The organism is Mesorhizobium sp. M0500 (genome assembly GCF_040321165.1).
Lineage (GTDB): Bacteria > Pseudomonadota > Alphaproteobacteria > Rhizobiales > Rhizobiaceae > Mesorhizobium.
On record NZ_JAMYRB010000012.1, the window covers coordinates 44,906 to 68,991 of the forward strand.

General features: G+C 63.1%; 19 protein-coding genes and 2 tRNA genes. 12 read left to right on the forward strand and 9 right to left on the reverse strand.

The window, feature by feature from the left end; genetic code table 11:
* Positions 1–52: 52 nt before the first annotated feature.
* Positions 53–883, reverse strand: a complete 831-nt coding sequence (locus tag NKI70_RS20960) for an AraC family transcriptional regulator (RefSeq protein ID WP_352635533.1) — start codon at positions 881–883, stop codon at positions 53–55.
* 84 nt (positions 884–967) lie between these two features.
* On the opposite strand from NKI70_RS20960, the gene NKI70_RS20965 reads away from it, so the two are divergent.
* Positions 968–2,167, forward strand: coding sequence for an amidohydrolase (locus tag NKI70_RS20965; RefSeq protein WP_352724870.1), 1,200 nt, complete (start codon positions 968–970; stop codon positions 2,165–2,167).
* On the opposite strand, the gene NKI70_RS20970 is transcribed toward NKI70_RS20965, so the two are convergent.
* From NKI70_RS20970 to NKI70_RS20990, 5 genes are all read right to left on the reverse strand, one after another.
* Positions 2,145–4,367 (reverse strand): xanthine dehydrogenase family protein molybdopterin-binding subunit, encoded by a 2,223-nt coding sequence (locus tag NKI70_RS20970; RefSeq protein WP_352724871.1) that lies wholly within the window; start codon positions 4,365–4,367, stop codon positions 2,145–2,147. The two genes, NKI70_RS20965 and NKI70_RS20970, sit on opposite strands and share 23 nt — an antisense overlap.
* Entirely contained in the window at positions 4,364–5,353 is a 990-nt protein-coding gene (locus NKI70_RS20975; RefSeq protein WP_352451925.1) for an FAD binding domain-containing protein, read from the reverse strand. The genes NKI70_RS20970 and NKI70_RS20975 overlap by 4 nt, the downstream gene beginning before the upstream one ends.
* Positions 5,350–5,835, reverse strand: a complete 486-nt coding sequence (locus tag NKI70_RS20980; protein ID WP_352587828.1) for a (2Fe-2S)-binding protein — start codon at positions 5,833–5,835, stop codon at positions 5,350–5,352. The genes NKI70_RS20975 and NKI70_RS20980 overlap by 4 nt, the downstream gene beginning before the upstream one ends.
* 249 nt (positions 5,836–6,084) lie before the next feature.
* Positions 6,085–7,065: an NADP-dependent oxidoreductase gene (locus NKI70_RS20985; RefSeq protein WP_352587831.1), complete on the reverse strand. Its 981-nt coding sequence runs from the start codon at positions 7,063–7,065 to the stop codon at positions 6,085–6,087.
* 127 nt (positions 7,066–7,192) lie between these two features.
* The gene (locus tag NKI70_RS20990) at positions 7,193–8,266 is read right to left on the reverse strand and encodes an alkene reductase (RefSeq protein WP_352587834.1); all 1,074 of its coding nucleotides are present in this window, start codon (positions 8,264–8,266) and stop codon (positions 7,193–7,195) included.
* Between the two features lie 87 nt (positions 8,267–8,353).
* Here NKI70_RS20990 and NKI70_RS20995 point away from each other — a divergent pair, with 87 nt between their 5' ends.
* Positions 8,354–9,223 carry a LysR family transcriptional regulator gene (locus NKI70_RS20995; RefSeq protein ID WP_352587837.1) on the forward strand — a complete coding sequence of 290 codons (870 nt, stop codon included), beginning with the start codon at positions 8,354–8,356 and terminating at the stop codon, positions 9,221–9,223.
* A 433-nt stretch (positions 9,224–9,656) separates the two neighbouring features.
* Here NKI70_RS20995 and NKI70_RS21000 read toward each other — a convergent pair whose 3' ends face one another.
* Positions 9,657–10,307 carry a hydrolase gene (locus NKI70_RS21000; RefSeq protein WP_352451920.1) on the reverse strand — a complete coding sequence of 217 codons (651 nt, stop codon included), beginning with the start codon at positions 10,305–10,307 and terminating at the stop codon, positions 9,657–9,659.
* A 180-nt stretch (positions 10,308–10,487) separates the two neighbouring features.
* Here NKI70_RS21000 and NKI70_RS21005 point away from each other — a divergent pair, with 180 nt between their 5' ends.
* Positions 10,488–11,381: a LysR family transcriptional regulator gene (locus tag NKI70_RS21005; protein ID WP_023676402.1), complete on the forward strand. Its 894-nt coding sequence runs from the start codon at positions 10,488–10,490 to the stop codon at positions 11,379–11,381.
* A 511-nt stretch (positions 11,382–11,892) separates the two neighbouring features.
* On the opposite strand, the gene NKI70_RS21010 is transcribed toward NKI70_RS21005, so the two are convergent.
* Positions 11,893–11,967 (reverse strand) — tRNA-Asn (locus NKI70_RS21010).
* Between the two features lie 220 nt (positions 11,968–12,187).
* Between NKI70_RS21010 and NKI70_RS21015 the strand changes: the two genes are divergently transcribed.
* Positions 12,188–12,448, forward strand: a complete 261-nt coding sequence (locus NKI70_RS21015) for a hypothetical protein (protein WP_023676401.1) — start codon at positions 12,188–12,190, stop codon at positions 12,446–12,448.
* Positions 12,449–12,512: 64 nt separating this feature from the next.
* Here the strand turns inward: NKI70_RS21015 and NKI70_RS21020 are convergent, their stop codons facing one another.
* Entirely contained in the window at positions 12,513–12,713 is a 201-nt protein-coding gene (locus NKI70_RS21020) for a hypothetical protein (RefSeq protein ID WP_156937330.1), read from the reverse strand.
* A gap of 217 nt (positions 12,714–12,930) precedes the next feature.
* On the opposite strand from NKI70_RS21020, the gene NKI70_RS21025 reads away from it, so the two are divergent.
* The 8 genes from NKI70_RS21025 to NKI70_RS21060 all read left to right on the forward strand — a co-directional run bounded on the left by NKI70_RS21025 (position 12,931) and on the right by NKI70_RS21060 (position 24,074).
* A tRNA-Cys gene (locus tag NKI70_RS21025) sits at positions 12,931–13,004 on the forward strand.
* Between the two features lie 89 nt (positions 13,005–13,093).
* Positions 13,094–13,762, forward strand: coding sequence for a protein-L-isoaspartate O-methyltransferase family protein (locus NKI70_RS21030; RefSeq protein ID WP_352724872.1), 669 nt, complete (start codon positions 13,094–13,096; stop codon positions 13,760–13,762).
* Between the two features lie 186 nt (positions 13,763–13,948).
* Complete coding sequence (locus NKI70_RS21035) at positions 13,949–15,340, forward strand: TolC family outer membrane protein (RefSeq protein WP_023676398.1); 1,392 nt, start codon at positions 13,949–13,951, stop codon at positions 15,338–15,340.
* Between the two features lie 199 nt (positions 15,341–15,539).
* Entirely contained in the window at positions 15,540–16,430 is an 891-nt protein-coding gene (locus NKI70_RS21040) for a DUF2497 domain-containing protein (RefSeq protein ID WP_352577583.1), read from the forward strand.
* A gap of 386 nt (positions 16,431–16,816) precedes the next feature.
* A complete protein-coding gene (locus NKI70_RS21045) occupies positions 16,817–19,600 on the forward strand; it encodes a valine--tRNA ligase (RefSeq protein WP_352724873.1) in 2,784 nt (927 codons plus the stop codon).
* Between the two features lie 425 nt (positions 19,601–20,025).
* Positions 20,026–21,246, forward strand: a complete 1,221-nt coding sequence (locus tag NKI70_RS21050) for an OmpP1/FadL family transporter (protein WP_352644698.1) — start codon at positions 20,026–20,028, stop codon at positions 21,244–21,246.
* Positions 21,247–21,526: 280 nt separating this feature from the next.
* The gene (ilvD, locus tag NKI70_RS21055) at positions 21,527–23,251 is read left to right on the forward strand and encodes a dihydroxy-acid dehydratase (RefSeq protein ID WP_352724874.1); all 1,725 of its coding nucleotides are present in this window, start codon (positions 21,527–21,529) and stop codon (positions 23,249–23,251) included.
* Entirely contained in the window at positions 23,238–24,074 is an 837-nt protein-coding gene (locus NKI70_RS21060; RefSeq protein WP_023678939.1) for a tetratricopeptide repeat protein, read from the forward strand. The genes ilvD and NKI70_RS21060 overlap by 14 nt, the downstream gene beginning before the upstream one ends.
* The last annotated feature ends 12 nt before the right edge of the window (positions 24,075–24,086 follow it).

Consider the following 24,086-nt stretch of genomic DNA (forward strand, 5'->3'; position numbering starts at 1 on the left):
TCAGCATTGCGCAGCAAGCATTGGCGCGCAAGCTTGTCTGTTCAGGAGCGCCTTATCCCGCTCTTCTGAACATGCCCGGCGTCATGCCATGCATAGCCCGGAATGTACGGGAAAGATGGCTCTGGTCGGCGAAACCCGCCGCGATGGCGGCGTCGGCGAGGCCAAATCCCTGTTCGATCAGCGCACTCGCCCGGCGCAATCGCCGGTCGCGGATATAGGCCGCCGGCGTCAGGCCGATCGCCTTGTTGAAGTCGCGGATGACCTGGAATCGGGTCACGCCAGCCGCGCCGGCTAGCCGCTTGAGGTCGAGCTGCGAGCCAAGCTCGCTTTCGACAAGATCGCGGTAGAGCGAGAACCGCCGCTGCGATCCGGAGCTTTCGATCTCTTCGGCCTGTCCGCTCGAGTCGCCATGCCGAACGATCAGCCGTCGCAGCGCCACGAGCAGGGACGTCTCGGCCGTCATTGTGTCCGGGGATGTCGAGCCCTGGTGTGCTGCCATCAATGCTGCGGCGAGACTGCTGTCTTCGATAGTCGCGCGCGAAAATACTGGAGCGCCGTCGCGGCCGAGTTCGCGGGTAAGCGCGGTCATCATCGGCACCGAAGGATAAAACGTCCGGTAGGCCCAGCCTTCATCCGCCCCGCGTTCGCCGTCATGCCACTCCTCGGGATTGACGACGGCAATGGTGCCTGCCGGAGCGAGAACGCTTTTGCGGCCGATGCGAATGCGCTCGCAGCCAGAGGTGATCAGGGCGATCACATAGGTCGGGTGCGTGTGCAAGTCATAGCGGTGCCGGGTGAAGCGCGCCTCGAACAGGCCCAGGTCGGGGAAGCACGGATGGCGCCAGTATTTCCCGGTCTCTGCCGCTTCGTTTGTCCTTGCCATGGTCAATCCGGTTCAAGACGCCTCTCGCCGGGCCTTCTATGGCAGGCAAACCAAGCCGCTTTTTGTCGGCGGAAAGGAGGCATCATGTTGCATAATGACCCCGTCGCCGCGCTGACACCAGAGGTTATAGGCTGGCGGCACCATATCCATGCCAATCCGGAACTCGCATTCAATGAATACGAAACGGCGCGTTTCGTTGCAGAGAAGCTGCGCTCCTTCGGCGTCGACGAGGTGCATGAAGGGATCGGCGGCACCGGCGTCGTCGGTGTCCTGCGCAGCGGTGGCGGCGCACGCGCCATCGGCCTTCGCGCCGAGCTCGACGCGCTTCCGGTGCTGGAGAAAACCGGCTTGGCCTATGCCTCCAGGAAAGAAGGAGTAATGCACGCCTGCGGCCATGACGGCCACACCGCCATGCTGCTCGGCGCCGCCAAACTGCTCAGTCAATCGCGCACCTTCGACGGCACCGTCACTTTCATCTTTCAGCCGGCCGAGGAAAACGAGGGCGGCAGCATGCGCATGATCGAGGACGGCCTGTTCAAGCGCTTTCGGGTCGAAGCGGTCTATGCGGTCCACAACTGGCCGGGCATCAGGCTGGGGACGATCGCCGCCCGCGTCGGGCCGCAAATGGCGGCCGTCGATAATTTCGAACTGACCTTCGAGGGTCTTGGCGCGCATGCCGCGATGCCGCAGCTCGGCGACGACCCGATCCTGGCCGCCAGCGCCTTCGTGCAAGCCGTCCAGCGCATCGTCAGCCGCTCGGTCGACCCGCAGAGCGCGCTTATCGTCAGCATCACGCAGATCCATGGCGGCAATGTCGGCAACATCGTGCCGGGCAAGGTCTGGCTGCAAGGCACCTGCCGCTTCTTCGAGCACGGCCTTTCCGACCATTGCGAGAGGCTGATCGGCGAGATCGCACAAGGTATTGCCGCCGCGCATTCGCTCAACGCCAGGCTCGACTACAGGAAGGGCTATCCGCCGCTGATCAATACGGCGGATGCGACGGCCCGCGCCGTCGAGGCCGCCGCCTCCGTCGTCGGCCGGGAGAATGTCTTGACCGAGTTCAGCCCCAGTCTCGGCTGCGAGGATTTCGCTTTCATGATCCGCGCCGCCGGCGGCTGCTATGCGTGGATCGGCGCCGGCGAGGTCGGCCCGGGCGAAAGCCTGCACGGCGACCGCTACGTCTTCAACGACGAGATCGTGCCGACGGTAATGCGCTATTACGTCAACCTCGTCGAGCAGACGCTTCCGCGGGCCGATCCTTCTACAGCAGTTTTTCCGGCGTGATCGGCAACTCCCGGATCCGCTTGCCTGTGGCGTCGAAGACGGCGTTGGCAACAGCAGCGGCAACGCCGGTGGCGCCGAGTTCGCCGATGCCTTTGCCGCCGATCGGGCTGGCATGCTCGTCCACCTCATCGACGAAGTGGATTATGATGTCGCCGGGAATGTCGGCGTTGACCGGAATGGCGACCCCGGAAAGGTTCTTCGACAGGAACCGGCCAAGCACCGGTTCGTGCCTGCTCTGCTCCATCGCCGCCATGCCCCAGCCCCAGATAATGCCGCCCGTCATCTGGCTGCGTGCGGTGCGGGGGTTGACGATGCGGCCGGCGCTGTAGCTGCCGACGGTGCGACGAAGCCTGAGCAGGCCGAGCCCCGGATCGACGCCGACCTCCATGAAAATCGCGCCGAAAGTGCGCATGGCGAGGCCTTTGCCATGCTGCGCCGGATCGAACGAGCCGGAGCCGGTGATCTCGCCGATGTCGGTATGGCTCATCACGTCGGCGATCGTCTGACCGCCGGCAGCGCCTTTGCGGCGAATATAGCCGTCTTGCATCTCGACCTCGTCGGGCAGCAGATTGGCAAGACGGGCAAGCTGCGAACGCGCATCTTCGGCGGCTGCGAGCACCGCCGCGCCCACCCCCATGGTCGATGACGAGCCATAGGTCGGCCCCGCCTCCGGCAGCTGTGTATCGCCCATTTCCAAGTCCACCTTCTCCATCGGCAGGCCCAGCACGTCGGCCGCGATCTGCGGAAAGATGGTGAGTGTTCCGGTCCCTATGTCCTGGGTGCCGGTGCGGATGAGCACCGTGCCGTCCCGGCGCAACCTGACTTCGGCTGCAGGCGTCGGGTTGCGGAAACAGCCCATGCTGCAGGTTGCCATTCCGTAGCCGATCAGCCAGTCGCCGTCGCGTTGCGGCTTGCGCGGGCGCTCGCGCCAGCCGAACAGGCGGGCGCCTTCCTCATAAGCCTCGCGCAGCTTCTTCGACGACCAGGGCTGGCCGGTGGCCGGATCCGTGTCCGCATGGTTGACCAGACGCAGGTCGAGCGGATCGATGCCGAGGCGGTGGGCGAGCTCGTCCATCGCGCTTTCAAGCGCCCAGGTACCCGGACCCTCGACCGGCGCACGCAGCGGCGTCGGCATGGCGACGTTTGCGCGCTCCACGCGCTGGCTGAGACGCATGGCCGGCGTGGCGTAGAGACCCTTCGAGGCTTCGGTGGCGAACTCGACGAAATCGTCGGTCACGGTGGTCAGGTTGACCACGTCCTGCTGCACGGCCGTCAGCTTGCCCGACCTGTCCGCCGCCAGCACGATCTTCTGTGCCATGCGCGGCTGATAACCGAGGCAGGAATAGGCATTGGCTCGGCTTAGCGCCAGCCTGACCGGGCGCTGCATGATGCGCGCGGCGGCGGCGGCCAGCACCTGATGCGGCCAGATCCAGCCCTTGCCGCCGAAGCCGCCGCCGGTATGGCGGGAAATCACGCGGACCTTCTCGGCCGGGACATTCATGCGGGCGGCAACCACCTGGCGGACACCGTAGACGTGTTGCGTGGCGTCGTGTAGCGTCAGCTCTCCGTCATTCCATTCGGCGAGCGTCGCCGAGGGCTCCATGGCGTTGTGATGGCGCGACGGCTGCAAATAGACGGCTTCGACCGTGGCGGCGGCGTCAGCAAGGCCGCGGTCGACCTCGCCCTTCGTAAACGTCGGCTCCAGGAACAGGAAGCCGCTCTCCCTCGGCGAGACAGCAGCCTTGTCGATGGCGGTCCACTCGGGGGGTGCCGGCAACTCCGGCTCGGCGAACTCGTAGCGCAACGCGACGCGGCGAGCGCCGGCCTCCGCCGCCTCCAGCGTCTCGCCCAGCACAATGGCAAGCGGCTGGCCCTCGTGACGTATCTCGTCGCTCTGCATGGGCATGAAGCTCTGCGCCGCGGGCGGGCCTTCGGCTTGCTGCATCTGCGTATCGGGCTCGGCCCTTGGCGATACGAACCGGCCGAATTTGGGCATGTCCTCATGCGTGAGCACACGCACGACGCCGTTCTCGGCGAGCGCGTCGTCGACCATGATCGACGTCACGCGGCCGGCCGGAACGGGCGCGGTCACGAGTACCGCATAGAGCAGGTCGGGGGCGAAATAGTCGGCCGCATAGCGGGCGCGGCCGGTGACCTTGACGCCGCCGTCAGGGCGGGCAACAGGCTGGCTGATCATCATGACGGCATCCTCGCTGCTCTTTCGATCGCCCGCAAAGCGGCGGTCTTGGCCAGTTCGATCTTGTAGGCGTTCTGCGACAAGGGACGCGCTTCGGCGAAGGATTGCTCGATAGCGGTGCTCAACGCCTCGCGATCGCCGATTTCGGCACCGGCGAGCTGCTGGTCGGCGGCGCTCAGCCGCCACGGCCGCAGCGCGACGGACCCCAGCGCCAGGGCCGCCCGACGGATGGTTTGGCCGTCCATCTCCAGCACAGCGGCGGCAGAGACGATGGCGTACTCGTAGGATTCGCGCTCGCGCACCTTGAGGTAAGCCGATCGCGGCGCCGGCGCCGGCAGCTCGATTGCCGTGATCAGTTCGCCTTGCTGCAACACATTGTCTGCCTCGGGCCGCGTGTCGGGAAGCAGGTGGAATTCCGCTGCCGGAATGCGCCGGCCGCCGCTGCGGTGCGCGGTGACGATGACCGCATCAAGTGCTGCCAGCGCCACCGCCGGGTCGGATGGCTGGGTGGCGACGCAATCCTCGGTCCAGCCGAATATCGCGTGATTGTCGTTGATGCCATGCAATGCCGAGCAGCCGGAGCCGAGCTGACGCTTGTTGCATGGCAACTGCTCTTCGGCACGGAAATAGGCACAGCGCGTCTTCTGCAGAAGATTGCCGCCTATCGTTGCTAGGTTTCTCAGCTGCGGCGATGCGGCGTTGAGGATCGCCTGGCTCAACACCGGATAATCGCGCATCACCAGCGCATGCTGCGCGACATCGTTGAGATGCGTCAGCGCGCCGATCGTCAAGCCGCCGCCGGGCAGTGCCTCGATCTGATCCAGCCCGTCGAGGCGGGAGATATCGATGATCCGCGCCGGCCCGGCAATTCCAAGGCGCAGCCAGTTGAGCAATTCGGTGCCGCCGGCGAGAAAGGCGCTGTCGGGCGCGGCACCGGCTGCGATCGTGTCGCCCAGGCTGTCGGCGCGCGCATAGACGAATGGGGTCATTGGCTCGCCCTCCCGGCCGCTGAGCGCACCGCCTCGACGATTTGCGGATAGGCCGAGCAGCGGCACAGATTACCGCTCATCCATTCGCGGATCTCGGCATCGGAGCCGGTATGTCCCTCCTCGATCAGTGCCGCCGCCGACATCACCTGTCCGGGCGTGCAGAATCCGCACTGGAACCCATCATGATCGATGAACGCCTGCTGCACGGGATGAAGCGCATCGCCGTTTGCCAAGCCTTCGATCGTCGTGACCTCGCGTCCCTCGCAGGACACGGCAAGTATCATGCAGGCATTCACACGCCGTTCGTCGAGATGCACGGTGCAGGCGCCGCACTCGCCGAAATTGCATCCCTTTTTCGTTCCGGTCAGATGAAGCCGCTCGCGCAGCAGGTCGAGCAGCGTGACGCGGGGATCGAGATCGGAAAGGCTGTGATCCTCTCCGTTCACCCGCAACCGCAATAGGTGCCGATCGTGGAAGTCCATTGGGGGTTACCTCGAAGCACATGCCGTACTCGTCGCAGGGACTCGTCCAGCAAGCAGCCACCCACCTGTCGAGGCGAAATAGGGCGGTCGATTCCGGTGAAAAGGCGCTGCCGGTCAGGGAAGGCTAAAAAACGCGCATTTGAGATTTGCGGCGGAGCGGAAAGGCCCTGCATAACTGTGGTTCACGGCCGTCCCAACATGAGCCGAATGCAGACGGTCCCCTTTAGGGACGATTACCATGAGCTGAAGTCACCTGGTGAGGTCTAAGACTATCTTTCCGGGAGCGTGGCCGGTGCGATTGCGCTCGATCGCGGATGCCAGATCGTCGAAGCCGACCACTTCTGCAATCGTGGACCGCAGCGAGCCGTCAGCGATCTCTTGAGCGATTGTGGCTAGGCGCGCGGTGTCAGGTTTGACTGACAACCAGATGCCACGACGGCCTGCCGGGGCGCGCGAAACCACATCAGTTGCAGCGATGCTGGCCAGGACGCCGCCAGGCGATAGGACCGACCAAGATTTGTCCAAGACCTGGCCCCCGACAAGATCGACGATAAGGTCAATGTCGCTCGCAAGAAGCTCGAAGTTCTGTTTCTGGTAATCGATCACTTCGTCAGCGCCCAAGGCTTGGACATGGGCCACGCTCTTGGTTGAGGCTGTAGCATAGACGGTCGCTCCAGCCGTCTTGGCGAACTGGACAGCGAAGCTGCCCACCCCACCAGCCGCGCCGTGGATCAACACCCGCCGCCCCCGAAGGTTGAAATCGGCGACCTGAAGGACTTGCCATGCCGTCATCGCCGCCACCGGTACTGCCGCCGCGTCAATGTCTGACAGGACCGCAGGCGTCTTGACGAGTTTTTCGGCATTTATCAGCAAGTGGTCAGCATAAGCGCCCAGGCCACCCAGCGCGGCCATGACCCGGTCTCCGACCCTCACGCCTTCGACGTTGGAGCCGGTCCGCAGCACGACCCCCGCCATTTCGATGCCAAGCGTCGCGGGCAAAGATAACTTGAACTTGTCGCGGACGTAGCCTTCACGGATTTTCCAGTCGATTCCGTTTACTCCGGCAGCCTTGACCTGGACGAGCACTTGGTCGGGACCAGGCTCGGGGGCGGATAGCCAATCGACTTTCAAGCTCTCAGTGCCGCCATATGCTTGAAGACGTAGGGCCCGGCCGGAGCCAAGCGGTTCAGCCCGGCCGGGGGCGCTTTGGAAGTCATTGTGTTGGTTCATCAGGCTTCTCCTTCCTGTTGGACGATATAGTTTGAAGTCTCTCAAGAAGAACTTCGAATTATGCAGTCCACCTCGGGTGAGAAATGTTATTCGACTGCCGGCGCTTGGGGATTTACTTGCTTGCGCTTTACGCGCTCAAAGCGGGATAGTCGGTGTAGCCCAGGGCGGTGCCACCATAGAAAGTGGCTTGGACTGCCGCATTCAGCGCCGCATTGGTCTTCAACCGTTCCACAAAGTCCGGATTGGCCAGGACCATCTGGCCGTAGGACTCCTGATCGGCCAGCCCCGAAGCTACGTCGGCGCCGATCTGGTCACGCGGACGACTTGGCCGATTGAGGGTCAGCGATTGGTGCCAGAGCTTGCGGATATCGGCCAGCAGCGCCTCGTCGCCCTGGTGCATGATGTGCACGTAAGCGAGCCCGAGCTTGTCGAGTTCGGCGACCAGATAGCGGTAGAGGTCCGGCCCTTCGGCGCCTTCGTCGATCCCCCATATCGTCGTCCCGGGTGACAGGCGGATCGCGGTGCGGTCCGCGCCGATCTCCTCGGCGATCGCCGTGGCGACTTCGATGGCGAAGCGCGCTCGGTTCTCGATCGACCCGCCATATTCGTCCGTGCGCGTGTTGGCGCTGGGCGCGAAGAACTGCTGGACCAGGTAGGCGTTCGCGCCGTGAATCTCGATGCCGTCGGCGCCCGCCTCGATCGCCGAGCGGGCCGCATGGCGGAAATCGGCGACCGTCTGGCGCACCTCTTCGGTCGTAAGCGCGCGTGGCGCAGGAATATCCTGCATCCCGGTCATCGTGAACATACCCGCCGCCGGCGCGATTGCGGAAGGCGCGACGGCTTGGCGGTGATGCAGCGTATTGTCGGGATGCGACATGCGCCCGGCGTGCATCAGCTGGATGAAGATGCGGCCGCCCTTGTCGTGCACGGCGGAAGTGATCTTCCGCCAGCCGGCGACATGGGCAGGCGTGTAGATGCCCGGTGTGGTGAGATAGCCCTGGCCGTCATCCGAGGGCTGGGTGCCTTCGGTGACGATCAGGCCGACGCCGGCGCGCTGGGAATAATATTCGGTGGCCAGCTCGCCCGGCGTACCGTCGAAGCCGGCGCGGCTACGGGTCATCGGGGCCATGACGAGGCGGTTCGGCAGAGTGTAGCGACCGACGCGGACAGAGGTGAATAAGGGACTCATTGGGATCTCCATTCTTTTGCTGGAGCCCTTGTCCACTATTCCAATGTCGGGATAAATCCGGCAAAAGTGAAATCAATATTCCAAATATGGAGCAATAGCGTGAGCCACTTGAACGACATGGCGCTGTTCGTGGAGGTGGCGAGAGCGAGGAGCTTCCGGAAGGCGGCTGAGGCTCTGGGCATGCCCAACTCGACTCTGTCGCGACGTATCAGCGCGCTGGAGAAGGCGATCGGCCTGAGGCTTCTGCATCGAACGACGCGCAAGATCGAGCTCACCGAGGCCGGCCAGCTCTATTACGAACGAAGCAAGCGCATCGTCGACGAGGCACGGCTCGCACACGAGCAGCTCGGCGCCATGCTGGAGCAGCCGAGCGGTGTCCTGCGGGTCTCGCTCCCGGTCGACTTCGCCACGCTTTACCTGACGCCGATCATCGTCGATTTCGTGCGGCACTATCCCGGCATCACCTTCGAGTTCGACCTGACCCCGCGCCGCGTCGATTTGGTGGCCGAGCCGTTCGATGTAGCGATCCGCATCGGCGAGCTGGAAGACTCCAGCCTGATCGCTCGCCTGATCGGGCGCCACGCGCGCCACCTCTATGCATCTCCTGGCTACATCGAAGCGTCCGACGAGCCGGCGACACCGGCGGATCTGGCGGAGCATGAATGCATCTGCATGCCGAAGATCTGGGCCCTGCATCAGGGGATGAACAAGGTCGAAGTCGAGGTTGGAGGCCGCTTCACAGTCAACAGCGTCGGGATGATCCGCGCCCTGGCGGTCAACCACCAGGGCATCGCCCTGCTTGCCGAGAAGATCGTCGCCGAAGATTTGGCCTCGGGCAGGCTCCGGCGTGTCCTGCCCGAATGGCAGGGATCGTCGGTCAGCATTCACGCCGTCACCGAAACTCGCCTCATTCCAGCCAAGACCCAGCGCTTCATCGAATTCTTGTCCGCCAGGCTGGTGGAAACTTGACCCAGATCGTTACGCGGAGAAAAGTCGGACGGCGGCGCGCTGCATCGCGCCTCAGCGTAGAAAAGACGTTGGCTCGCCGGAGTCGATGAAGCTGAGAAATACGAATTTGCCATACCCCTACACCAGAATGCACCAGAGTCGCCAAAAATGCGCAAACGTGACCGGACGGCGCAGAAGCCCTACGCCTCGCCGGCGGGCCGACACCGACGCTCAGGGAGCGGGCCATCGCTCTACCGCGAGGGCGGGGCGAGGTGCGCACGGCTGAACTCACGGCCATCGGCATCCCCGATGCTATCTATCCAGGATGTGCGACGAGCGACTGCTCGTGAAGGTGGGTTCGGCATCACAAGGCTTCCCTGTGAGGTGAGATGGCGAGGGCCGGCAAACGGATCGATTCCGACCCTCACCGAAATGCTCGCCATCCCGGCCCGAATCAGCCTTCGCTCGGCACAGGCGTCTTGAGGAGTTGTTGCTCCCACAGGAAGGCGATGCCGCTGCCGCCGAAGTGCTGGATGAGAATCTCGGTCAGCTCTTCGACATGCTCGGTGCGCGCCCAGTCGCGCTGCCACTCGCCAGCGAGCGCCATCACGGTCATCATGTTTGCGCCAGCCGCGATCATCCGCTGGATGGCGATCTGGTGGGACTCGGTCGAAACGCCGCCCGACGCATCGGTGATCACGGACACGTCCCAGCCTTCGCCGAGGGCTTGGATGACAGGCATCGCGACGCAGACTTCGGTCCAAAGGCCTGCGATAATCAGTTGTTTGCGGCCGGTCGCCTTGACCACGTCCACCACCTTCTCGTCCTGCCAGGTGTTCACCCAAGTCCGGTCGATCACTTCCTGCCCCGGGAAGACGTCAGTGATCTGCTTGAAGAGGATGCCGCCACGACCCGCGATCACGCTGGTGAGAATGGTCGGAACATTGAAGGCTTTTGCTAGCTTCGCCAGCGCGGTCGCGTTGTTGACCACAGCTTGCGGATCGTGGCTGTTCAGGTTCGCGAGTTGGTAAGGCTGGTGGTCGATCAGAACGAGTACCGAGTCTTCAGGACGAAGAAGCGAATCAAGGCCGTTGCGAGGGGTCATCAAGACTTCCTTTCTCTGCCGCCATGGACGGCAATCTTTCTCTGCCGCTATGGACGGCAATGGGTTCACGGGAGACATGCGCCAGCGGGCGACGTTGCCTGGACGCAATTTGCCGTTCCTTTTGGTGATGCAGTAGTGCCATAATCAGGCAAGCTGTGTCGCGAAATGAGGAACGCTGAATTGGACATCGAAGATCTACAGACATTCGTCGCAGTGGCCGATGCAGGGGGCGTATCGGCCGCCGCGCGCCGGCTCGGCGTCTCCAAGTCAATCGTCAGTCGGCGGCTCTTTCGGGTTGAAGCGGAACTTGGCGTCCAGCTTCTTGCACGAACGACCCGCGGCGCCGCGCTCACCGAAGCGGGAATCGCGTTCAGAGACCATGCGGCCCGGGCCAGCGCAGAGATCGATACGGCTCGGGAAACGATCCTCCCCACCGGTGAGCTGCGCGGCCGCCTGAGGGTTGCCATGCCGCTTACTTTCGGCGCGACCCACTTCGCCCCCGTGCTCGCGGAAATGGCGCGTCTGCACCCGAAGCTTCACATCCATACTTCCTACAGCGATCGCTTCGTCGATCTCATCGCAGAAGGTTTCGATTGCGCGATCCGGGGCGCCTACCTTCAAGACTCCAACCTGATCGCGAAGCGCGTCGGGCCGATCCATGGAAAGCTTGTCGCAAGCCCGGATTATATCGAGGTGCACGGGTCACCCGAGACTCTGGACGAACTCGTCACCCATCAGGCCCTCATGCAGGGAACGGAAGCCTGGCAGTTCATAAATGGCAGCAAGATTGTTACGGTCCAGCCGCAGGGCAGGTTCAAGGCCGATAGCGCCACGGCGCTTGCCGCCGCGGCGGCGGCAGGTCTCGGCATCGCCTGGCTCCCCGATTGCATCACACATGAATATGTGGCCTCCGGCGCGCTGGTCCCGATCATGACACGCTATCCGGTACCTCCAGGGGCCGCGTATGTCGTCCGACCGCCGGGTCAGCATCCCACGCGGAAAGTGCGGGTGCTCACCGAGATGCTAATTGAGTACTTCAAACGGAACACGGATCTTTGGGGTCTTGACAACTAGGACACGAACGGTGCGAAGCCTCCCCACCGGCAGGAGGCACGGGGGTAAATTCTCCAGGCAACGCCGCAGGCGCGACGTCCACGCGGATCATGTTCAACCGAGTAGGCGTTGAGATCTTGCCTGTGCAGATCTGGCGCGAGGCCTCTCCGCTTTGTCCCAGCGACGCCTCGCGCGCGCAGGCTCAAAGCTATGCAATCCGCCGTCCACGAACACCTCGCGCCCGTCTGTAAGCTGCTGTCGTTGAGGCAGCGACGGCAAGTAATAACGGGCGGCAACGTTCGGACGCCGCCGCGGCGAACTGAACGGCGCACTCGGGCGCGAAGCCGCCGGTCATCAGTATTTCCGCGCGGTAGCCGCCGAATAGGCGTGGGCGGGCGAGCCCTGCTATTCTACGCCTGATTTCATCGGTCCTCGATGCTCTGACACTCTGGAGGCAGGACTATGGAGATCGACGCGTAGGGAGAAATTGCACGCTGGCGCGCAATATCGCGCTATGGCGTAGAAGAGGCGGTGGCTCCCCGGGCCGGATTCGAACCAGCGACCAACCGGTTAACAGCCGGTTGCTCTACCACTGAGCTACCGGGGAACAGAGGCTCTTGCGTGAGTGGGGCAGCCTATAGCAAACCCGTTTCGGCTTTGCAAAGAAGCATTTCGCATTTTTTCGGTGCTTTTTGGCGCGAGGCTTGCTGGCAATGGCCGGCGAGCGCCCTCATATGAGCTGTCTCTCGCCTGTCAAGGAACAGAAAAGGCCGTTGCGGCTTTCTCCGGCTGATGGTGCTACTGATGCAAACGGATCGACATTTCACATGACGGCAATGAGCGACGAACAGCCACCGGCCCGGAAAATCTCGGTCTTCGGCCGCCAGTTCACCATGCCGCGCTCGCGCGGCCTCAGGATTGCGATCGGCGTCGTGCTGATCATCGGCGGCATTCTCGGCTTCCTGCCGATCCTGGGTTTCTGGATGGTGCCGATCGGATTGCTGGTGCTCTCCTACGAATTCGCATTGGTGCGCCGTCACCGGCGCCGCTTCGTCGTCTGGTGGGAGCGACGGCGCCGGCCGGATTGAGACTGCCCTGCTGACAGGCCGGTATCCGGCAAAATGTCGGAGAGCGGCGTGGTCCGTCCAGGCCTCACCGAGGCTGGTCGAAACAGCTTTCCAGGCGTTCGCAAAGCTCCTTGAGAACGGCGGTAGCCGATGCCAGCCGCGCCCGGTCGCGCGGCGGCAGGCTGTTTGCGCCTTCTATGCTGAGGCGGTCGATGGCATAGCGCACAAGCTCTGCAGACTGCGACAATCCGCGCGACGTGCCGTCCTTCGTAGCTGCTCGACGCATGGCGGAGCCTCCTCTTTGCCCAACGTGGCCGCCGGTTTCGGGTTCCCGTCGCCCAGAATCATGCTTAACGATAAGCTAATATGTTATTGCTAACATGAGCATTGCGTTGATAAGGCAGGGCATGGAATGTCGAGGAAACGTTGGGAATGCATGGTGGCCGCTTGACGGCATTTTCGCCGCAACCTATTGGAGCCGGGTGGAACGCCGGGAGCAATGAGGCCTCGTGGCGGAGTGGTTACGCAGAGGACTGCAAATCCTTGCACCCCGGTTCGATTCCGGGCGAGGCCTCCAATGCCCGAGCTCCCGCGCGTCAGCGCCAGGGGGCTTCAGTTCCGGTCGAAACAGCCGCGGCCTTTGCGCGGCAAGCGGATGGTTGGAACATGAGCGCTGATTTTGCCGAACGCCGGGTGAAGATGGTCGACGGCCAGATCCGCACCACCGACGTGACCAGCGCACCGCTGCTCGAGGCGATGCTTGTCGTGCCGCGCGAGGCCTTTGTCGGCGCCGGCCAGCGTGACCTTGCCTATATCGACGAGGACATCCGCATCGCCGATACGGCCGATGGCCCGCGCTATCTGATGGAGCCGTCGCCATTGGCCAAGCTTATGCAACTGGGCGATATCGGCCCAAGCGATTCGGCACTCGATGTCGGCTGCGGCACCGGCTATGCGGCGGCGATCCTGTCGCGGCTGGCAAGGTCCGTGGTGGCGCTGGAAAGCGATCCGGCGCTGGCCGAGACCGCCACTTCGATGCTTGCGGCGCTGGGTTGCGGCAATGTCACCGTGGTCCACGGGCCGCTGCCGCAAGGCCATGCCGCCAAGGCACCTTACGACGTGATCCTGATCGGCGGCAGCGTCGGGGACGTGCCGGCGGCGCTGTTCGACCAGCTTGCCGAAGGCGGCCGACTCGTCGCCGTGGAGGGGCAGGGCAATTCGGGCGTAGCCCGGCTTTTTTTTAAGACTGGAGGGGTTGTAACGGGAAGACGCGCATTTAATGCGGCAATTAAGCCACTACCGGGATTCGAACGCATTCCCGCCTTCGAATTCTGAGTGATTTTGCCTTGCAGCGAAGGCGCTGTCATGATCGCTTGCGTTTGAACAATCGTTGCTGATCTGCATAACCGGGCGTTTCTGGGGGCTTTCAGCGGGGGAACGATAAAAAACGCGGCGCCGGCTGATCAGAAGGAGAAGCCAGCGTGGCGCAGTTCCCGTGCAAAACGAATGAGGGAATATAACGTGCCGTCTGTACGCAAGTTGCTTTTTACCGCTGTCCTCGTTTCGGCGACAGCGCTGTCTCCAATGGCCGCCTCGGCCGAAACCATTCTCGGGGCCCTTTCAAAAGCCTATCAGAACAATTCCTCGCTCAATTCGACACGCGCCGGCGTTCGCGTCACCGACGAGGGCGTTGCAATCGCAAAGTCCGGCTGGCGCCCGACCATCACCGGTTCCGCGGACATCGACTACACCAGCACCCATATCAATGGTACTAGTCGAACCGCGCGCATAACTACCGGCAACTTTGGCGTCCAGATCAATCAAACCCTGTTCGACGGCTTTCAGACCAGGAACAACGTCGCGGCCGCCGAAGCGCGGGTCAGCGCCTCGGTCGAGAGCCTGCGCAACACCGAAGAAAACACCCTTTTCAACGCGGCAAGTGCCTATATGGACGTCATCCGCGACCGCCAGATCGCGGTGCTGACCGAACAGAACCTGCAGTTCCTGACCGAGCAGGCGCGTGCGGCGCGTTCGCGCTTCGAGGTCGGCGAAGGTACCCGCACCGACGTCGCGCAAGCCGACGCGCAGCGTGCCTCCGCGGTGGCGCAGTTGAGCGCCGCCCGCGCGACGGCGCTGGCAAGCGCTGCGACCTATCGCCAGATCGTCGGCGACGAGCCGGGCAGGCTCAGGCCGGCTTCGCCGCTGTCGAAGCTGTTGCCGTCGAGCCTCGATGCAGCGATCGCGATCGCATCGGCCGAACATCCGGCCATCCTCGCCACCGAGCACCTGGTCGACGCGGCGGCGTTTTCGGTTAAATCGGCCGAAGGCGCGCTGCTGCCGCAGCTTTCGGCTAGCGCCGGCGTTTCCGGCGACTATCGCAACACGGTTCCGGGCGTCCTTGGGGCATCGCAGGATGGCACAAGGACGTCGGCGAACATCGGCGCGACACTGACCGTGCCGATCTATTCCGGCGGACGGACCTCGGCGACCGTGCGCCAGAACAAGGAATCGCTCAGCCAGGCGCGGATCGAAGTCGACGTGAGTCGCGACCAGGTGCGCCAGGCCGTTACCTCGGCATGGTCGCAATACACCGCCGCGCAGCAAAGCGTCACGGCCAACCGGCAGGTGGTCGCCGCCGCGCAGCTTGCCCTGAACGGCGTCATCGAAGAGCGCAATGTCGGCCAGCGCACCACGCTCGACGTGCTCAACGCGCAGGCGACCCTCATCACTGCCAAGATCAATCTTGTCAGCGCCGAACGCGACGTGGTGGTGGCGAGCTATGCCATCCTCTCGGCGGTTGGCCATTTGTCGGCAGACCGCCTTGCGCTCAACGTGACGAAGTACAGGCCCGAAGAGCATTACAACGCCGTCAAGGACAAGTGGATCGGCCTGCGCACGCCGGACGGCCGCTGATCGCCAAGCCGTGTTTTCAGCCCGCGCTCGAACGACGCGCGGGCTTTCAACTCCCGACCCTAATCTGTTGAAATCCGAGATGTCGCCAGATTGGGGATTCTCGCAAGCCGTTCCGTCGGTTACGCTGTTGCCATGATTCGAATCCGGCATTGCCGGACAGGAAATCTGAGAACGAGTCACAAGGGCGGCGGATGTGACGATGGCGACGGCAAGCAGCGTACAGCGCGAACCTTCCATGGAAGAAATACTGGCTTCCATCAGAAGGATCATCGAGGACAGCGATACCGGCCGCAAGCAGCCGGGCGACGCGGACGAGCTGCGCCAGGATCTGCAACCGGCGCCGGCAGCCGGACGGGCAGCGGAGGGGGATGCGTTCCGCTCCGAACTGCGCGGCGGACTGGAGATCGCCAAGCCGGCCACGCGCGCCGAGGTGCAGCCAACGGCCGCGCCGGTCATTGAGCGCCTGGAAACGCCGCTGCGCGCCGGCCCGGCAAAGGCAGCGGTGACGCTGGCTGAGGTGAACACCGCTCCCGAACCGCCCGCAAAGCCGGATCGGCCTGCGACAGCCAAGGCTGCCGAGACGACCGACACCATCATTGCCGATTGGCGGCGCGAGATCGCCGCGGTCGGCGACGCGATGGCCAAGCCGGAGCGCGCCGAGCCACTCCGGACGCCGGACGCCGAGCCGAAAGCCGAGGTTTTCGAGAACGAGGCGACTGCTGGACCTGTGCCGGAGCCTTCGGAAATTGGGCCGGAGCCTTCGGAAAGCGGCCCGGAGCCTTCGAAAACCGGCCCGGAATCTTCGAAAATCGGCCCGGAATCTTCGAAAATCGGATTGGCGCGTCCGGCGGCCAGCGAGGCGCCGCCCGCACGTCCGGCAATCCTTTCGGAGCATACGGGCCGGCAGGTTGCCGCCGCCTTCGGCGAGCTTTCCGACGCGTTTGCCAGCCGCAGCAAGAAGACCTTCGACGAGATGGCCGAGGAGATGCTGCGGCCCATGCTGCAGGACTGGCTGGACAACAACCTGCCGACGCTGGTCGAGCGGCTGGTGCGCGAGGAAATCGAGCGCGTCGCGCGCGGCGCGCAGTAGCAATTCGGAGAGCCGCCAATAGGCGGCGCTCGACCGGCGAATTGTCGAAGTCGGCGCTGCCCCTCATCCGCCTGCCGGCACCTTCTCCCCGTATAGTGACGGGGAGAAGGGGTTGACCGCAATTTAGGCGCCTTTTCCGCAACGTTCGTGATTGGCGAGAGCTTCAGTACAGGCGTCTTTCTCCCCGTCACTATACGGGGAGAAATGCCCGGCAGGGCAATGAGGGGCAGCGCAAACCTGAAGCGATTGCCGTGCAACATTCAGTTCCGCGAGTTGCACCGAACCATCCCGGCGCTATCTATCGGCCATGCCCTTGCGGTTGACTTGGCAACAACCTTCCGATTTACACCGGACCACAAATTCCGGACAGCGCGGACCGTTTTCCCATGCTCGAAAAGACCTACGACGCGAAAGCCGTCGAGCCGAAGATTGCCAGGATCTGGGAAGAGGCCGACGCCTTTCGGGCCGGCGCCGGGGCCGAGGAGGGGGCTGAAGCCTTCACCATCGTCATCCCGCCGCCGAATGTCACCGGCTCGCTGCATATGGGTCATGCGCTCAACAACACGCTGCAGGACATTCTGGTGCGCTTCGAGCGCATGCGCGGCAAGAATGTTCTTTGGCAACCAGGCATGGACCATGCCGGCATCGCCACGCAGATGGTGGTAGAGCGCCAGCTTATGGAAAAGCAGATCCACCGCCGCGACCTGACGCGCGATGAGTTCATCGACAAGGTGTGGGAGTGGAAGGCCGAGTCCGGCGGCGCCATCCTCAACCAGCTGAAGCGGCTCGGGGCCTCGGCCGACTGGAGCCGGGAGCGCTTCACCATGGACGAGGGCCTGTCCAAGGCCGTGCTCGAAGTGTTCGTGACGCTCTACAAGGAAGGGCTGATCTACAAGGACAAGCGCCTTGTGAACTGGGATCCGAAGCTGTTGACCGCCATCTCGGATCTCGAGGTCGAGCAGCAGGAAGTCAACGGCAACCTCTGGCACTTCCGCTATCCAGTCGAAGGCATGACCTTCGATCCGGAAAATCCGAAGACCTTCATTACCGTTGCGACGACCCGCCCGGAGACGATGCTGGGCGATACGGCTGTCGCCGTCCACCCCGACGACGAACGTTTCCGGCATCTCATCGGCAAGAACCTCATCCTGCCGATCGTCGGCCGCAGGATTCCGGTGGTGGCGGATGAGTATTCCGATCCCGAAAAAGGCAGCGGTGCGGTCAAGATCACGCCGGCGCATGACTTCAACGACTTCGAGGTCGGCAAGCGCCACCGGCTGCCGGCGGTCAACATCCTTACCGTCAATGCGGCGGTGAGCCTCAAGGACAATGAGGACTTTCTCGCCGGACTGGACGTGACACCGGAGCGCCGGGCCGTCTGGGACAGCCTCGATGGTCTGGACCGTTTCGATGCGCGCAAGAAGATCGTTGAACTGATGCAGGCGGGCGGCTTTCTCGAAAAGGTCGAGCCGCATCGCCACGCCGTGCCCCATGGCGACCGCGGCGGCGTGCCGATCGAGCCGTTTCTGACCGACCAGTGGTATGTCAATGCGGCGGAACTGGCCAAGCCGGCGATCGCCTCGGTGCGCGAGGGCCGTACCAACTTCGTGCCCAAAAACTGGGAAAAGACCTATTTCGACTGGATGGAAAACATCCAGCCCTGGTGCATTTCGCGCCAGCTCTGGTGGGGTCACCAGATCCCTGCCTGGTACGGGCCGGACGGGCATGTCTTTGTCGAAAAGACCGAGGAAGAGGCGCTCGGTGCCGCCGTCGAATATTATCTGGCGCTGGAAGGGCCGTGGAAGGCCTGGGTCGAGGACAAGCTTGAGAATTTCCAGCCTGGCGAGATCCTGACCCGAGACGAGGACGTGCTCGACACATGGTTCTCGTCGGCGCTGTGGCCGTTCTCGACGCTTGGCTGGCCGGACCAGACGCGGGAGCTGAAGACCTATTACCCGACCGACGTGCTGGTGACCGGTTTCGACATCATCTTCTTCTGGGTCGCCCGCATGATGATGATGGGCCTGCATTTCATGGATCAGGAGCCGTTTCATACCGTCTATGTCCATGCGCTGGTTCGCGACAAGAACGGGCAGAAGATGTCGAAGTCGAAAGGCAACGTCATCGATCCGCTCGAGCTCATCGACGAATACGGCGCCGATGCGCTGCGCTTCACCTTGACTGTGATGGCAGCGCAAGGGCGCGACGTTAAGCTCGATCCGGCCCGCATAGCCGGTTATCGCAATTTCGGCACCAAGCTGTGGAACGCGACGCGCTTCGCCGAGATGAACGAAGTGGCGCGCGACGACGATTTCTGGCTGCAGGACGCCAAGCTGGCGGTCAACCGCTGGATCTTGACGGAGTTGACGCGAGCCGCGCGGGACATAACGGACGGTATCACCTCATACCGCTTCAACGAGGCGGCGGGTGCCGCCTACCGCTTCGTCTGGAACCAGTTCTGCGACTGGTACCTGGAACTGCTGAAGCCGGTGTTCATGGGCACCGACGAGGCCGCCAAGGCCGAGAGCAGGGCATGCGTCGCCTTCGTACTCGACGAGATCTACAAGCTGCTGCATCCGATGATGCCGTTCATGACCGAGGAACTGTGGGCCGAAACCGCCGGCGAGGGCAGGCAACGGCAATCGCTGCTTTGTCATGCGGCATGGCCGTCGCCCGACTTCGAGGACGAGGCGGCCGCCGCCGATATCAACTGGCTGGTCGACCTTGTCTCCGGCATCCGCTCGGTGCGTTCGGAGATGAACGTGCCGCCGGCGGCTATCGCACCGCTCGTGGTGATCGGCGCCAACGACGCGACACACGAAAGGCTCGAGCGTCAGGGCTCGGCTATCAAGCGTCTGGCGCGGGTCGGCGACATCTCGCTCGCCGAGGCGCCACCGAGGGGATCCGCCCAGATCGTGGTCAACGAGGCGACGATCTGCCTGCCGCTCGGCAGCCTGATCGACCTTGCCGCCGAGGCAGCGCGCCTGCACAAGGAGCTTGCGAAGGTGACCGAGGAAATAGCGCGGCTCTACAAGAAGCTGTCCAACGAGAAATTCGTCGCCAACGCGCCGGAAGAGGTGGTGGAGGCCGAGCGTGAAAAACTCGCCGAATATCGCGAGGCGCAAGAGAAGCTTTCGGTGGCATTGGCGCGGGTGCGCGATGCCGGTTGATCGAACGGATTGGGCCGGTTGATCGAACAGATTGGGCCGGCTGATCAAACAAATTGGGCCTGTTGGCCGCAATAGATTCGCCGGTCACGAATCTGCCTTCCAGACAGGCCTCCTGCCACGAAAACAGGCATTCCGCAGCGTAAATCTTGAGGCAAACTGAATGTTTTTGCCCCATTGTTGCCATAATGTAACAATGGCTGACTGGGCACGCAAAATGCCCTGATCTGTAGTGATTTAGGGGTTTTTCCCGAGTTTTCTCGTCGATCTGTATTGTGGCGGCCATTTTCCCGCCTCGGTAAGAAGGCCGACACCTTGTCGGAAATGCGTTCAGCCAAGGTGTACATGTACGCACGGCGAATTCGTTGTTGCGCCGTTAACCTGAATTGGTTCTAGCTTGATGCAAGGATATTTCGGGGAGGAGATTCATGTGTTATTCGCGTCTGAAAGTGCTGCTGGGCGCGGGGGCTTTTTCGCTGGCTTTGGCTGGGACGGTGCAAGCCGGGGGCTTTGACCGGGGCGGCGTCAATATCGACCAGCTGTTCGACGCGGCGCCATATTCGTTCGACGCAGGCGTCACCTATGTTTCGCCACAGCGCAAACTCAAGAATGTGCAGCGCCTCGATGGCTCGGGTTTGTCGACATCAGCGGTGGATGTTGGTGGCGACTATGCGGTGCCGCATGTCGGCATCAAGGCCAACATCTTTGAGCCCGTAGACTGTCTTGCCACCTATACGAGACCGTATGGTGCGGACGCGAATTTCGGCATGAACAACGCCTATTCGCCGACAGCGGTCAAATACGCCGTCGACACAGACGATTTCGGTCTCACCTGCTCCTACAAGGTGAACGTCGGCAAGGGCGCCATACGATTCATCGGCGGTGTCTCCTACCAGCAGGTAGACGCGTTTCTTTCCCGTCAGACACTGCTCGCCTTCGGCAATACCGGCCTCGGCGTCTTCAAGCTTTCCGACGAGGCATGGGGTTGGCGTGCGGGCGCAGCCTATGAGATCCCCGAGATCGCTCTGCGCGCCAGCCTGATGTACTCTTCGAGCTACAAATATGACGGGCTGTCGGGAACCGTCGACACGACCGGCTTCAGGGGCGCCTTTCCAGCGGATCTGATTCCCGGCTCTACCGGCGTGTACCCAGTCTCGGCGTCGGCTGAGATACCTCAGGCTCTGGAATTCAAGCTGCAGAGCGGCATAGCTCCTGGCTGGCTGGCCTTTGGTTCCGTCCGCTGGCAGGAGTGGAGCAAGCTTGGCGTCATTGCCATCAATGGCGTGCGCAGTCCGGTAACCGGTTTGCCCTCGCCCGTTTCATTCGACCTGCTTTATCGCGACGGCTGGACGGTCACGGGCGGTATCGGGCACAAGTTCACCGATCAATTGTCGGGCGTGGTTTCGCTGACCTGGGATCGCGGCACCTCGACGACCTCCGGCTATCAGTCGGATACCTGGGCCGTTGCCAGCGGCGTCTCCTATTCGCCGAACGATCAGGTCGAGGTCAGGCTGGGCGGCTCGATCGGTGTGCTGACGAGCGGGTCATCGACTTTCAGCGGTGTCGGCGACGTGGCAAATGCCGTTACCTACACCTACGGCAACGACCTGCTTCTCGCTGGTTCGGCTTCCGTCAAGATCAAGTTCTAACTATTAAATTTTAAACGACAAAACGGCCGGGCGTTGCCCGGCCGTTTTGTTTCGGTGCGTCATCCGGCGTTCGGCCAGCGCAACAAATTGCCCCCATGATGTTCGCTCCGATAATTGTGACGTTTTGGCAACAGTTTCTGAACAACCCTCGCGTCGCCCGGCCGCCCGGGAACATTGCCTATTTCCCGCCATAAACCCGGCGCACCTCGAACCTGTCTCGGGACATGCGCCAAAAGGCTAGGCGAAGAGGCAGGCCGCACCGCCCGCGGCAAGGACGAGTATGGACGCCAGAGCGATCTCCAAGGCCAAGCTGCCGAGCCGCCACGTGACCGTTGGTCCCGAGCGGGCGCCGCATCGCTCCTACCTTTATGCGATGGGGCTGTCGGCGGCCGAGATCGCGCAGCCTCTGGTCGGTGTCGCCAGCTGCTGGAACGAGGCCGCGCCCTGCAACATCTCGCTGATGCGCCAGGCGCAAGTGGTCAAGAAGGGCGTGGCGGCGGCCAACGGCACGCCACGCGAATTCTGCACCATCACCGTCACCGACGGTATCGCCATGGGTCATCAGGGCATGAAGTCGTCGCTGGTGTCGCGCGAGGTCATCGCCGACTCGGTCGAGCTCACCATGCGCGGCCATTGCTACGATGCGCTGGTTGGATTGGCCGGTTGCGACAAGTCGCTGCCCGGCATGATGATGGCCATGGTGCGCCTCAACGTACCGTCGATCTTCATCTATGGCGGCTCGATACTGCCCGGCAGCTACCGTGGCCGGCAGATCACCGTGCAGGACGTGTTCGAGGCGGTCGGCCAGCACTCGGTCGGCACCATCGGCGACGCCGAGCTGCTCGAGATCGAGCAAGCCGCCTGTCCGTCGGCCGGCTCCTGCGGCGCCCAGTTCACCGCCAACACCATGGCCACCGTCGCTGAGGCGATCGGCCTGGCGCTGCCCTATTCCTGCGGCGCGCCGGCACCCTACGAGATGCGCGACCGCTTCAATTTCGCTTCCGGCGAAAAGATCATGGAGCTGATCGCAAGGAACATCCGCCCGCGCGACATCGTTACTATAAAAGCGTTGGAAAATGCCGCGACCGTGGTCTCGGCCACCGGCGGCTCGACCAACGCGGCGCTGCATCTGCCGGCGATCGCGCACGAGGCCGGGATAAAGTTCGATCTTTTCGACGTGGCCAGGATATTCGAGAAAACACCCTATATCGCCGACCTCAAGCCGGGCGGCAAATACGTCGCCAAGGACATGTTCGAGGCCGGCGGCATTCCGCTCTTGATGAAGACGCTGCTCGACCATGGCTATCTTCATGGCGATTGCCTGACGGTGACCGGCCGCACTTTGGCCGAAAATATGGAACATGTTTCCTGGAATGACAGCCAGGATGTGGTCCGTCCCGCCAATAGGCCGATTACCCAGACCGGCGGGGTCGTGGGCTTGAAGGGTAACCTTGCCCCCGAAGGCGCGATCGTGAAGGTCGCTGGTATGGCGGAACTGAAATTCTCGGGTCCGGCACGCTGCTTCGATTCGGAAGAGGAATGTTTCGAAGCGGTTACGCACCGTAACTATAGCGAAGGCGAGGTTCTCGTCATCCGTTACGAGGGTCCGCGCGGCGGCCCGGGCATGCGCGAAATGCTGTCGACGACGGCGGCTCTCTACGGCCAGGGCATGGGCGGCAAGGTGGCGCTCATCACCGACGGGCGTTTTTCGGGCGCAACGCGCGGTTTCTGCATCGGCCATGTCGGGCCGGAAGCGGCAGTGGGCGGCCCGATCGGGCTGCTTAGGGATGGCGACTTGATCTCGATCGATGCGGTGAACGGCACGATCGAGGTTGCATTGTCCAAAGCCGAACTGGCGGCGAGGGCAAAAGCATGGAAGGCGCGCACGACCGACTATCAGTCGGGCGCGATCTGGAAATACGCACAGACGGTCGGATCTGCCCGCGACGGCGCGGTCACCCATCCCGGCGGTGCCAAAGAAACACACTGCTATGCGGACATCTGAGTTGTTGAGGTCGTCTGTCCTTTCGGCACTGGTTGCGCTCGCCACGTTTGGCGCGACCTTGGGCGCCGTCGGCCAGGCCATGGCCTTCGACGATAAGGTGTTCGACGACAAGACCGGCGTGAAGCCGCAGTCGAGCCCGTGGGCGGTGTTCCAGTTCGGCTTTTCCGCCTACAAGAACGGCCATAAGGAGCAGGCCGCGGAAGCCTATAAATATGCCGCCGAGAACGGCCAGATCGGCGCCACCTGGAAGCTTGCGCGCATGTATGCCGAAGGCGATGGCGTGGCGCGAGACGACTACGCGGCATTCAAGTTCTTCAGCGAGATCGTCGACCAGGATGTCGAGCCCGGTTCGCCCGAGGAAAGCTATGTTTCGGACGCGCTGGTGGCGCTTGGCGACTATCTGAGGAAGGGCATTCCCGGCAGCCCCGTCGAGGAGAACGAAGTGGCGGCCCAGGAATATTACATGCGTGCCGCCGCCAACTACCGCAATCCGAACGCCCAGTTCGAGATGGGCCAGATGTTCCTCAAGGGTGAGGGCGGCGTCAAGGCCAGCGTCAAGCAGGCCGGACGCTGGTTCCAGCTGGCGGCCGAAAAGGGCCATGCGGGCGCGCAGGCGACGCTCGGCAACCTGCTTTTCCAAAGCGGCAAGATCGTGCGGGGGCTGGCGATGATGACCGCGGCGCTCGAACGGGCCTCACCCGCCGACCAGCCATGGATCCGCGGCATGCAGGAAGAAGCGTTTGCAGCCGCCGGCGAAGCCGACCGCCGCACCGCGATCTCGCTGGCCGACGACATCCTCACCAAGGGTGGCGGCGACCAGTAGGCCGGCAGAAAT

Bases quoted from the DNA above. Each gene is read 5' to 3' on its own strand.
- NKI70_RS20960 (WP_352635533.1), bottom strand. From the start codon at position 883: ATGGCAAGGACAAACGAAGCGGCAGAGACCGGGAAATACTGGCGCCAT.
- NKI70_RS20965 (WP_352724870.1), top strand. From the start codon at position 968: ATGTTGCATAATGACCCCGTCGCCGCGCTGACACCAGAGGTTATAGGC.
- NKI70_RS20970 (WP_352724871.1), bottom strand. From the start codon at position 4,367: ATGATGATCAGCCAGCCTGTTGCCCGCCCTGACGGCGGCGTCAAGGTC.
- NKI70_RS20975 (WP_352451925.1), bottom strand. From the start codon at position 5,353: ATGACCCCATTCGTCTATGCGCGCGCCGACAGCCTGGGCGACACGATC.
- NKI70_RS20980 (WP_352587828.1), bottom strand. From the start codon at position 5,835: ATGGACTTCCACGATCGGCACCTATTGCGGTTGCGGGTGAACGGAGAG.
- NKI70_RS20985 (WP_352587831.1), bottom strand. From the start codon at position 7,065: ATGAACCAACACAATGACTTCCAAAGCGCCCCCGGCCGGGCTGAACCG.
- NKI70_RS20990 (WP_352587834.1), bottom strand. From the start codon at position 8,266: ATGGAGATCCCAATGAGTCCCTTATTCACCTCTGTCCGCGTCGGTCGC.
- NKI70_RS21000 (WP_352451920.1), bottom strand. From the start codon at position 10,307: ATGACCCCTCGCAACGGCCTTGATTCGCTTCTTCGTCCTGAAGACTCG.
- NKI70_RS21015 (WP_023676401.1), top strand. From the start codon at position 12,188: ATGACGGCAATGAGCGACGAACAGCCACCGGCCCGGAAAATCTCGGTC.
- NKI70_RS21020 (WP_156937330.1), bottom strand. From the start codon at position 12,713: ATGCGTCGAGCAGCTACGAAGGACGGCACGTCGCGCGGATTGTCGCAG.
- NKI70_RS21030 (WP_352724872.1), top strand. From the start codon at position 13,094: ATGAGCGCTGATTTTGCCGAACGCCGGGTGAAGATGGTCGACGGCCAG.
- NKI70_RS21040 (WP_352577583.1), top strand. From the start codon at position 15,540: ATGGCGACGGCAAGCAGCGTACAGCGCGAACCTTCCATGGAAGAAATA.
- NKI70_RS21045 (WP_352724873.1), top strand. From the start codon at position 16,817: ATGCTCGAAAAGACCTACGACGCGAAAGCCGTCGAGCCGAAGATTGCC.
- NKI70_RS21050 (WP_352644698.1), top strand. From the start codon at position 20,026: ATGTGTTATTCGCGTCTGAAAGTGCTGCTGGGCGCGGGGGCTTTTTCG.
- ilvD (WP_352724874.1), top strand. From the start codon at position 21,527: ATGGACGCCAGAGCGATCTCCAAGGCCAAGCTGCCGAGCCGCCACGTG.
- NKI70_RS21060 (WP_023678939.1), top strand. From the start codon at position 23,238: ATGCGGACATCTGAGTTGTTGAGGTCGTCTGTCCTTTCGGCACTGGTT.